We start from the raw sequence: 9,998 nt of genomic DNA on the forward strand, positions 1-9,998 counted from the left end.
CGCTCAGCTCGGCTCGAACCGGCCAAAGCGACCGCCGGCGAAGACCAGCGGCTCGCCCTCGCGGCACAGCGCAAAGCGGATCACCCGGCCGATGATGATGGTGTGGTCGCCGCCCTCGTGCGTCGCCTCGGTGCGGCATTCGAACCGCGCGAGAACATCGTCGAAGACCGGCACCCCCTCGGCGTTCAGCCGGTGGTCGAGCCCGGAAAATCCCTCGCCCTTGCCGGTGAAACGCTGCGCCAGCGCCTGCTGACCAAAGCCCAGAACATGCACCGCGAAGGCCTGCGCCAGCGAGAAATGCCGGTGCCGCATCGACGACCGCGCCGCCGACCACAGCACCAGCGCCGGGTCGAGCGAGACCGAGGCGAAGCTGTTCGCGGTGATCCCCACCGGCGCCGCCCCCTCCGCCTCGCGGGTGGTGATGACGGTGACACCGGTCGCGAAGCGGCCGAGCGCGTCGCGGAACTGCCGCGGATCGACCGGGTCGGGCATCGGGCTTGCCTCTTCGGCCCGGCTGACGGCGGCTTCGATCTGGTGGCTCTCGCGCATCGCATCCCCTTTCGACGGCGCCGGCCTGTGCCGCCGGCTGCCCCCTGATCTAGCGCGTCGCGGCGCATTTCACAGCCTCTTTCGTCGGCAAAAGCGCTTGAGCCGGCGGCGCCGAGCCCCTAGCGTCGCCCCGGACATGGAGGGAATCATGAGCCTGATCGAAACGCGCCTTGCCGAGCTTGGCCTCGAGCTGCCGCCGGCCCCGGCGCCGGCCGCGAATTACGTGCCCTTCGTGCGCACGGGCAACCAGCTCTTCGTCTCGGGACAGATCTCGTCGGATGCGGCGGGGCTGATCATCGGCCGGCTCGGCGCCGATCTCGGCATCGAGGAGGGCGCCGCCGCCGCCCGCCGCTGCGGCCTTGCGCTGATCGCGCAGGCGCGCGCCGCGCTGGGCGATCTCGACCGGGTGACGCGGGTGGTGAAGCTCGTGGGTTTCGTCAACTCGACGCCCGACTTCACCGACCAGCCGAAGGTGGTGAACGGCGCCTCCGACCTGATGGTCGAGGTCTTCGGCGAGGCCGGGCGCCATGCCCGTTCGGCGGTGGCCGCGCCTTCGCTGCCGCTCGGCGTCGCCGTCGAGATCGAGGCGATCTTCGAGGTCGCATGATGTTGTCCCCCGATTTCCTGCGCCTGCCGGTCGCGCATCGCGGCTATCACGACCGCGCCGCGGGGCGCCCCGAGAACAGCCTTGCCGCGGCGCGGGCGGCGATTGCCGCGGGCTATGCGATCGAATGCGATCTGCAGCCCTCGGCCGATGGCGTGCCGATGGTGTTTCACGACTACGACCTGCGCCGGCTGACCGGCGTCGCCGGCCGGATCGGCGGTTTTACCGCGGCCGAGCTGGCGGCAACGCCGCTTCTGGGCGGTGACGAGGGGATCCCGACGCTCGCCGAGCTTCTGGCCCTTGTCGCCGGCCGGGTGCCGCTGCTGATCGAGCTCAAGGATCAGCACGGCGCGATGGGGAGCACCGATGGTGCGCTCGAACGCGCGGCGGCGGCGCAGATCGCGGCCTATGCCGGGCCGGTCGCGGTGATGTCCTTCAACCCGAATGCGATCGCGGCTTTCCGCGCCGCGGCGCCCGATGTGGCGGTGGGGCTGACGACCTCGGCCTATACCGCCGAGGACTGGCCGCTGCTGCCCGCCGCAGTGCGCGACAGCCTGCGCGAGATCCCCGATTACGACCGCGTCGGCGCGTGCTTCATCTCGCACGAGGCGGCGGCGCTCGATGCCCCGCGCGTTGCGGCGCTGAAGGCGCAGGGCGCGGCCATCCTGTGCTGGACGATCCGCTCGCCCGCGGCCGAGGCCGCAGCGCGCGAGATTGCGCAGAACATCACCTTCGAGGGCTATCCGGCGCCGATCCCGGCTTGACGCCGCGCCGCGGCGCGCCACCATCGGGGCAGGTTTCCCGAGGGGGCAGATGAGCACGTCGGTCGAGGTTTCGATTCTTTCCGGAATTTCCGAGATTTCGGAAAGTGACTGGAACGCCTGCGCCTGTCCCGAGGCGCAGGACGGCGGGCGTCCGCTCGACCCGTTCACCACGCATCGCTTCCTGACCGCGCTCGAGGCTTCGGGCTCGGTCGGCGCGGGCTCCGGCTGGACGCCGCGGCCGATGGTGGCGCGGGCGGCGGGGCAGGTGATCGCCGTCGCGCCGCTCTACCTGAAAAGCCATTCGCAGGGCGAATATGTCTTCGACCACGCCTGGGCAGAGGCCTTCGAACAGGCGGGCGGGCGCTATTATCCGAAGCTGCAGGGCGCGGTGCCCTTCACCCCGGTCACCGGCCGGCGCCTGCTGACCCGCCCGGGCCACGAGGCCGCGGGGCAGGGCGCGCTGTTGCAGGCGATGGCCGAGGTGGCCGAAGGGGCGGGGCTCTCGTCCGTCCATCTCACCTTCTGCACCGAAGACGAGGTGGCGGCCGCCACCGGGGCGGGCTGGCTGCACCGCACCGGGATGCAGTTTCACTGGACCAACCGCGGCTATGACAGCTTCGACGATTTCCTCGCCGATCTCGCCTCGCGCAAGCGCAAGGCGCTGCGCAAGGAGCGCGAGCGGGCGCAGGGCTTTGGCGGCACGATCCGGTCCCTCACCGGCGACGCGATCCTCCCCGAGCACTGGGCGGCGATGTGGGCCTTCTATCAGGACACCGGCGGGCGGAAATGGGGCCGGCCCTACCTCACCCGCGCCTTCTTCGACGCGCTGCACGCGATGCGCGACGACGTGCTTCTGGTGCTGGCCGAGCGCGATGGCATTCCCGTCGCCGGGGCGCTGAACCTGATCGGGCGCGAGGCGCTCTTCGGCCGCTACTGGGGCTGTCTCGAGGATCACGCCTTCCTGCATTTCGAGCTGTGCTATCATCAGGCCGTCGACTGGGCGATCGCCCATGGCCTTGACCGCGTCGAGGCCGGGGCGCAGGGCGAACACAAGCTCGCCCGCGGCTACATGCCGGTGCTGACCCATTCCGCGCATCTTCTCACCCACCCGGGGCTGCGCCGGGCGGTTGATGACTATCTTCAGGCCGAACGCCCTGCCGTCGCCGGGGAAATCGAGGCGCTGGCCGATCTTGGCCCCTTCCGCGCCGAGGACTGAACCGCGGGCTTTGGCCCCGCGTTCCGATGTGCAAGGATGGGGCGAACAGCACGGAGGACCGAATATGGCCGAGATCCTGACCGAGGAAGAGCGCGCCGCCCTGCTGCCCGCGCTCGAGGCAACGGGATGGCGTGCCGCCCCCGACGGCGACGCGCTGCGCAAGGTCTGGAAGTTCCGCAGCTTCTCGCAGGCCTGGGGGTTCATGGCGCGCGCTGCGCTCGAGGCCGAGAAGATGGATCACCACCCGGACTGGCGCAACAGCTACAACGTGGTGGACATCCGCCTGACCACCCATTCCTGCGGCGGGCTGAGCGTGCTCGACACCGAACTCGCAAATTGCCTCGACGCGATCGAGACCGAGGCCGAGATCATGCTCGACCTGTCGCGCCCGATCGCCTGCCTGTGCGCGGAAAAGGCCGCGGCGGCGGCCCCGGAGCCTCCGCCCGAAGGCTGAGGGGCGCCGCGCGGCGCCCCCCCGGTGATCGCGTCCTGGGGATCACATCGCGGCAAGCAGACCTTCGCCCGCGGAGATGTCGCACACGCCGGGCGATTCCTCGCGGTGCAGGATCTTCACCACGCCATCCTCGACCAGCATCGCATAGCGGGCGGAGCGGTTGATGAGACCGGCGGGCGGGGCCGAGAAATCCATCCCGATCGCGGTGGTGAAGGCCGATTCCGCATCGGCGAGCATCGAGATCCCGGCCGCATTCGCGCCGGTCGAATCGCCCCAGGCCTTCATCACGAAGGGGTCGTTGACCGAGATGCAGATGATCTCGTCGACGCCCTTCTCGGCGAACTTGTCCCTGGTGCGGATGAAGCTCGGCACATGGGCGGTGGTGCACACGCCGGTATAGGCGCCCGGCACGGCAAAGATCACCACCTTGCGGCCCTTCATCTTGGCGCCAAGGCTCACCGCCTCGGGCCCGTTGTCTCCCAGAACCAGCAGCGTGGCGCCGGGAAGCACGTCCCCAACCGTAACAGTCATTGTTGTCCCTCTCGCGTTGCATGTCGTTGCCCCGAGGATATAGGGTCGGCGCGCAACGGGACCAGAGGTGAGATGATGGCGGGGATCGTGATTGTCGGCGGCGGCCAGGCGGCGACGTCGATGGCGGCAAAGCTGCGAGGGCTCGGCTATGTCGGCGCCGTGACGATCCTTGGCGAGGAGCCGGTGGCGCCCTATCAGCGCCCGCCGCTGTCGAAGGGCTATCTGCTCGGCCAGATGCCGCTCGACCGGCTGACGCTGCGCGGCGACGACTGGTGGGCGACCAATGACATCACCCTGCGCACCGGCACCCGCGTCGAGACGATCGACCGCGCCGCGAAGACGGTCGTGACGGCGGCGGGCGAAACCGTCGCCTATGACCAGCTGGCGCTGTGCACCGGCGCCCCGCCGCGCCGCCTGCCCGCGGCGATCGGCGGCGATCTGCCCGGCGTCTATACCGTGCGCACCCTCGCCGATGTCGATGCAATGGCGCCCGAGTTCCGCGCCGGCCGCCGCCTCGTGGTGATCGGTGGCGGCTATATCGGGCTCGAGGCGGCGGCAGTCGCCTCGAAACTCGGGCTCAGTGTGACGCTGATCGAGGCGGCGCCGCGCATCCTCGGCCGCGTCGCCTGCGCCGAGACCGCCGATGCCATCCGCGCCCTGCATGTCGCCCATGGTGTCACCATCCTCGAGGGGATCGGGCTGAAGCGGCTGACCGGCGAGACCCGCATCACCGGCGCCGAGCTGGCCGACGGCCGGGTCATCGCGGCCGATTTCGTCATCACCGGCATCGGCGTCACCCCCGAGACCGGGCTGGCCGCGGCGGCGGGGCTGAAGGTCGAGAACGGCATCGCCGTCGATGCGACGGGCCGCACCGAGGACCCCTCGATCTGGGCCGCGGGCGATTGTGCCGCCTTCCCCTGGAAGGATGCGCGGCTCAGGATGGAAAGCGTCGGCAATGCCATCGACATGGGCGATCTGGTGGCCGAGAACATGCTCGGCGCCGGCAAGGCCTATGTGCCGAAGCCCTGGTTCTGGTCCGACCAGTTCGAGGCTAAGCTGCAGATCGCCGGGCTCAACGCCGGCTATGACCGGGTGGTGACGCGGCAGGGCGAGGGCGCCTCGTTCTGGTATTTCCGCGGCGAGACGCTGATCGCCGTCGATGCGCTGAACGATGCCCGGGCCTACATGATCGGCAAGCGGCTGATCGAGGCGGGCAAGCCCGTGACGCCCGAGCAGATCGCCACCGAAACCGACCTGAAGGCGCTGATGAAATGAGGATCATCGGGGGAGAGCGGCGCGGCCTGAAGCTCGCCGATGTGGGCGAGGGCGATGCGCAGGCGCATCTGCGCCCGACGACCGACCGCGTGCGCGAGTCGATCTTCAACCTTCTCATCAACGGCACGCACGGCAACCCGGTGCCCGGCGCGCGGGTGCTCGACCTTTTCGCCGGCACCGGCGCGCTCGGCCTCGAGGCGCTGTCGCGCGGCGCCGCCCGCGTCGCCTTCGTCGACGACGGCACTGCGGCGCGCGCCCTTCTGCGCCGCAACATCGAGCTGATGCGGGCGATGGGCATCACCGATGTCTGGCGTCGCGACGCCACCGCCATGGGCCCGTGCCGCGGCGCGGGCTATGACCTTGTCTTCCTCGATCCGCCCTATGGCATGGGGCTGGGCGAGAAGGCGATTGCCTCCTGCCTTGCGAATGGCTGGATCGCCCCGGGCGCGATGGTCGTCTGGGAGGAAAGCGTTCCCCCCGCCGTGCCGGCGCCGCTCGAACAGATCGACCAGCGCCGTTATGGCGATACCCTTGTCACCCTTGCCCGGATGCCCGCATGAAACCTCAGGCTGTTCTGTTCGACTGCGACGGCGTGCTCGTCGACAGCGAGCCCGCCACCTTCGCCCTGATCCAGTCGGATTTCGCCGCGCATGGGCTGACGATGGAGATCCCGGCGCTCGAGGATCTGTTCATCGGCGGCACGATCGAGGGCGTGGCCGAGCAGGGCCGGGCACTGGGCGCGACGCTGCCCGCCGATTGGGTCGAGCGCTATTACCCGCGGCTTTACGCCCGGCTGCGCGCCGGCACGCCGCTGATGCCGGGGGTGGCCACGCTGCTTGCCCGGCTCGATGCCGAGGGCATTCCCTTCGCCGTCGGCTCGAACGGGCGCGGCGCGAAGATGGAGGCGACACTGGGCCAGCACCCGAAGATCCGTGCGCGGCTCGAGGGGCTGTTGTTCTCGGGCCAGGATCTTGGCTGCCCGAAGCCGGCGCCCGACCTTTACCTGCACGCGGCCCGCGCGCTTGGCGCCGATCCGGCGCACTGTGTGGTGATCGAGGACAGCGCGACCGGCGCGCGCGCGGCGAAGGCTGCGGGAATGCGCTGCCTCGGCTATGCGCCGCAGGGCGAGAACCCGCGCCTCGCCGCGGCGGGGGCCGAGATCTTCACCGACATGGCACAGGTCCCGGCCCTGATCGGGCTCTGAGCTTCCGGCTTTTTCTTGGCGAAAATACTCCGGGGGTCCGGGGGCAGGGCCCCCGGCTCTTTCCGCCCGGCTCAGCGCCAGGTCGGGTGGAAGCGGTTCGCGGGCGAGAGGGTGAAGATCTCGCAGCCGTCGGCGGTGACGCCCACGCAATGCTCGAACTGCGCCGACAGCGACTTGTCGCGGGTGACCGCGGTCCAGTCGTCGGCCAGCACCTTGGTTTCATAGCGGCCAAGGTTCACCATCGGCTCGATGGTGAAGATCATCCCCTCTTCCAGCACCGGGCCCGAGCCCGCGCGGCCGTAATGCAGCACGTTCGGCGGGGCGTGGAACACGCGGCCGACGCCGTGGCCGCAGAAGTCGCGCACCACGCTCATTCGGTTGCCCTCGACATAGGTCTGGATCGCGTGGCCGATGTCGCCGAAGGTGTTGCCGGGCTTCACCTGCTCGATGCCGATCAGCAGCGATTCATGGGTGACGTCGATCAGCCGCTCGGCCTTGCGGCTGAGATTGCCCGCGACATACATCCGCGAGCTGTCGCCGAACCAGCCGTCGAGGATGACGGTGACGTCGATGTTCAGGATGTCGCCGTCGTGCAGCACCTTGTCCGACGGGATGCCATGGCACACGACATGGTTCACCGAGATGCACGAGGCGTGCTTGTAGCCACGATAGCCGATCGTCGCCGAGGTGGCGCCGAGCTCGCCGATGCGCTTGCGGATGAAATCGTCGAGCTCTGCCGTGGTCACGCCCGGCTTCACGAGGTCTGCAACCTCGTCGAGGATCTGCGCGGTGACCTGGCAGGAGGCCCGGATGCCATCGAAATCGCTGGTTGTGTTGTAGATGCGAATCCCGTCCTTGGTGACGTGGCCCCGACTCTCTTCCACTGGTCTTCTCCTGCTTGTTGGCCCCCTAGATAGTCACAAAAGCATGGCTTGGCCAGAGCCGGGCTTTTCCGACACAAGGCGCGGGCTTATACATTTGCGCAAAAGGAGGCCCGAGATGCCCAATCCGACCGCTGCCATCCTGATTATCGGCGACGAGATCCTCACCGGCCGCACCCGCGAGGGCAACGCCTGGTTCCTCGCCGGCGAACTTGCAAAGGCCGGGATCGACCTGCGCCAGATCCGCGTCATCGGCGACGATCACGCGACGATCGTCGCAGCGGTGCGCGAGCTTTCCGCCGCACATGACCAGCTGTTCACCTCGGGCGGCATCGGGCCGACGCATGACGACATCACCGCCGATGCCGTGGCCGATGCCTTTGGCCGCACGATCGGCGTGCGCGACGATGCCCGCGCGATCCTTGCCGCCCATTACGCCGCCCGCGGCCTCGAGTTCACCGAGGCGCGGCTGCGGATGGCGCGCATCCCCGAGGGCGCGGCGCTGATCGACAACCCGGTGTCCTCGGCGCCGGGCTTCTCGGTTGGGAACTGCCACGTCATGGCCGGGGTGCCGAACATCTTCCAGGCGATGGTGGCGGGGCTTTTGCCGCGGCTGACCGGCGGCGCGCCGCTTCTCAGCCGCAGCTGGCAGCTGATGGTGCCCGAGGCGACGATCGCCGATGCGCTGCGCGCGCTTGCCGGCGCCCATCCCGAGGCAAGCTTCGGCTCCTATCCCTTCGTCACCGAGGGCCGCTATGGCACCAACCTCGTGGTGCGCTCGACCGATCCCGCGGCGCTCGAAGGGGCCTTCGCCGCGCTGCAGGCCGCCTTCCCGGAGGGGCAATGACCGATCTCTTCGAGGTGATCGACGCCACCTGGCCCGCCGCAAGCACCCGGCTTGCGGGCGGCTTCAAGGTGCGCGAGGGGCTGGGCGGCGGCTCGCGGGTCAGCACGGCAAGCCTTGAAGTGCCGCTGCACGAGGCCGACATCGGTGCCGCCGTCGCCGCGCATCGCGCCCTCGGCCAGCCGCCGAAATTCATCATCCGCCCGGGCGAGGCGGCGCTGGATGCGGCACTTGCCGCCCGCGGCTTCGAGATCTTCGATCCGGTCACCCTTTTCACCGCGCCGATTGCCGCGCTGCCCGCCGAGGTGCCGCCGGTGACCGCCTTCGCGCATTGGCCGCCGCTCGCGATCACCCGCGAGGTCTGGGCCGAGGGCGAGATCGGGCCCGAGCGGCAGGCGGTGGCCGAGCGCGCGGCGGGCCCGAAGGCCGCGGTGCTCGGCCGCACCTCGGACCGTGCCGCGGGGGCGGGGTTCGTGGCGATCCATGAGGGCGTCGCGATGCTGCACGCGCTCGAGGTGCTGCCGGCCTTCCGCCGCCGCGGCCTTGCCCGTTCGATCATCGCCGAGGCCGTCCGCTGGGCCGGGGGCGAAGGCGCCGGGACTTTCGCCCTCGTCGTACGCAGCGCCAATGCCCCGGCCATCGCCCTTTATACCGCGCTCGGCATGGTGCCGGCCGGCAGCTATCACTATCGTCGCGAGCCCGCCGCATGAGACTGTCCCTTCTGGCGCTGACCGCCGCCGCCCTGCTTGCCACCCCGGCGCTTGCCGCCCCGCTTGAGCTTGCCTTGCCGGACGGGGCCGCGGTTTCGGCCGAGGCGACCACGGCAGCCACCAGCTATCGGTTGCTGACCGGCCCCTGGCAGGAAGGCGCGGGGCCGGCAAGCACGCTCGAGGGCACGCGCACCGACACTGCCTGGCGGCTGCGTGCCGATCAGGAGACGACGCTGCAGATCCTGGCGCCGCTGCGCGACCAGATCCAGGCAGCGGGCTACACGATCCTTTACCAATGCGAGACCGAGGCCTGCGGCGGCTTCGACTTCCGCTATGAGCTCGACCTGCTGGCCGAGCCCGAGATGCATGTCGATCTGGGCGATTTCCGCTATCTGGCGGCGCGGCATGGCACCGACTGGCTGGCGCTGACCGTCTCGCGCTCGTCGGAATCGGGCTTTGTGCACCTGACGACGATGACGGTGCAGGACGTGCGGCCGGCCACGCCGGACAATCCGCTTGCCGCGCCGACGCCTGCGCCGGCGATCGCGCCCTCGGATTTCGCCACGCAGATCGAGGCGAAGGGGGCGGTGGCGCTCGACGATCTGATCTTCGAGAGCGGCGCGACCGACCTTGGCCCCGAGGATTTCGCGTCGCTGCGCGCCATGGCCGACTATCTGTCGACGCGGCCCGAGGCGGTGATCGTCCTTGTCGGCCACACCGATGCGACCGGCGGGCTCGAGGCGAATATCGCGCTGTCGAAGCGGCGGGCGGATTCGGTGCGGGCGCGGCTCCTGGCCGATTACGGCGTCGCCCCCGAGCAGCTGAGCGCCGAGGGCGCGGGCTGGCTTGCGCCGCGGGCGAGCAGCCTGACCCCCGAGGGGCGGGATAAAAACAGACGGGTCGAAGCCGTTCTGGCCCCGACCCGTCAGTGACGACGCCGGACGGAGTGGCGCCGCGCGAGGGAAT

General features: G+C 70.0%; 13 protein-coding genes. 10 read left to right on the forward strand and 3 right to left on the reverse strand.

Annotation, left to right across the window (positions count from 1 at the left end; all coding sequences use genetic code 11):
- Positions 1-3: 3 nt before the first annotated feature.
- Positions 4-549, reverse strand: a complete 546-nt coding sequence (locus EOW66_RS13140; protein WP_113901601.1) for a flavin reductase family protein — start codon at positions 547-549, stop codon at positions 4-6.
- Between the two features lie 148 nt (positions 550-697).
- Here EOW66_RS13140 and EOW66_RS13145 point away from each other — a divergent pair, with 148 nt between their 5' ends.
- From EOW66_RS13145 to EOW66_RS13160, 4 genes are all read left to right on the forward strand, one after another.
- The gene (locus EOW66_RS13145; RefSeq protein ID WP_128156784.1) at positions 698-1,156 is read left to right on the forward strand and encodes a RidA family protein; all 459 of its coding nucleotides are present in this window, start codon (positions 698-700) and stop codon (positions 1,154-1,156) included.
- Entirely contained in the window at positions 1,153-1,917 is a 765-nt protein-coding gene (locus EOW66_RS13150) for a glycerophosphodiester phosphodiesterase family protein (protein ID WP_128156785.1), read from the forward strand. Before EOW66_RS13145 ends, EOW66_RS13150 begins: the two co-directional genes overlap by 4 nt.
- Before the next feature lie 49 nt (positions 1,918-1,966).
- Positions 1,967-3,133, forward strand: coding sequence for a GNAT family N-acetyltransferase (locus EOW66_RS13155; protein ID WP_128156786.1), 1,167 nt, complete (start codon positions 1,967-1,969; stop codon positions 3,131-3,133).
- A gap of 64 nt (positions 3,134-3,197) precedes the next feature.
- Positions 3,198-3,587: a 4a-hydroxytetrahydrobiopterin dehydratase gene (locus EOW66_RS13160; RefSeq protein WP_128156787.1), complete on the forward strand. Its 390-nt coding sequence runs from the start codon at positions 3,198-3,200 to the stop codon at positions 3,585-3,587.
- A gap of 42 nt (positions 3,588-3,629) precedes the next feature.
- Here EOW66_RS13160 and EOW66_RS13165 read toward each other — a convergent pair whose 3' ends face one another.
- Positions 3,630-4,118 (reverse strand): peroxiredoxin, encoded by a 489-nt coding sequence (locus tag EOW66_RS13165; RefSeq protein ID WP_128156788.1) that lies wholly within the window; start codon positions 4,116-4,118, stop codon positions 3,630-3,632.
- A gap of 75 nt (positions 4,119-4,193) precedes the next feature.
- Between EOW66_RS13165 and EOW66_RS13170 the strand changes: the two genes are divergently transcribed.
- The 3 genes from EOW66_RS13170 to EOW66_RS13180 are packed head-to-tail and all read left to right on the forward strand — an operon-like array spanning position 4,194 to position 6,597.
- Positions 4,194-5,393: an NAD(P)/FAD-dependent oxidoreductase gene (locus EOW66_RS13170; protein WP_128156789.1), complete on the forward strand. Its 1,200-nt coding sequence runs from the start codon at positions 4,194-4,196 to the stop codon at positions 5,391-5,393.
- Positions 5,390-5,953 (forward strand): 16S rRNA (guanine(966)-N(2))-methyltransferase RsmD, encoded by a 564-nt coding sequence (gene rsmD / locus EOW66_RS13175; protein ID WP_128156790.1) that lies wholly within the window; start codon positions 5,390-5,392, stop codon positions 5,951-5,953. The genes EOW66_RS13170 and rsmD overlap by 4 nt, the downstream gene beginning before the upstream one ends.
- Positions 5,950-6,597, forward strand: coding sequence for an HAD family hydrolase (locus tag EOW66_RS13180; protein ID WP_128156791.1), 648 nt, complete (start codon positions 5,950-5,952; stop codon positions 6,595-6,597). Before rsmD ends, EOW66_RS13180 begins: the two co-directional genes overlap by 4 nt.
- 71 nt (positions 6,598-6,668) lie before the next feature.
- On the opposite strand, the gene map is transcribed toward EOW66_RS13180, so the two are convergent.
- Complete coding sequence (gene map, locus EOW66_RS13185) at positions 6,669-7,481, reverse strand: type I methionyl aminopeptidase (protein ID WP_128156792.1); 813 nt, start codon at positions 7,479-7,481, stop codon at positions 6,669-6,671.
- A 115-nt stretch (positions 7,482-7,596) separates the two neighbouring features.
- Here map and EOW66_RS13190 point away from each other — a divergent pair, with 115 nt between their 5' ends.
- The 3 genes from EOW66_RS13190 to EOW66_RS13200 are packed head-to-tail and all read left to right on the forward strand — an operon-like array spanning position 7,597 to position 9,964.
- Positions 7,597-8,325, forward strand: a complete 729-nt coding sequence (locus tag EOW66_RS13190; protein ID WP_128156793.1) for a competence/damage-inducible protein A — start codon at positions 7,597-7,599, stop codon at positions 8,323-8,325.
- Positions 8,322-9,032 (forward strand): GNAT family N-acetyltransferase, encoded by a 711-nt coding sequence (locus EOW66_RS13195; protein WP_128156794.1) that lies wholly within the window; start codon positions 8,322-8,324, stop codon positions 9,030-9,032. Before EOW66_RS13190 ends, EOW66_RS13195 begins: the two co-directional genes overlap by 4 nt.
- Positions 9,029-9,964, forward strand: coding sequence for an OmpA family protein (locus EOW66_RS13200; RefSeq protein WP_128156795.1), 936 nt, complete (start codon positions 9,029-9,031; stop codon positions 9,962-9,964). The genes EOW66_RS13195 and EOW66_RS13200 overlap by 4 nt, the downstream gene beginning before the upstream one ends.
- The last annotated feature ends 34 nt before the right edge of the window (positions 9,965-9,998 follow it).

Source organism: Paenirhodobacter huangdaonensis (assembly GCF_004022465.1).
GTDB lineage: Bacteria > Pseudomonadota > Alphaproteobacteria > Rhodobacterales > Rhodobacteraceae > Rhodobacter > Rhodobacter huangdaonensis.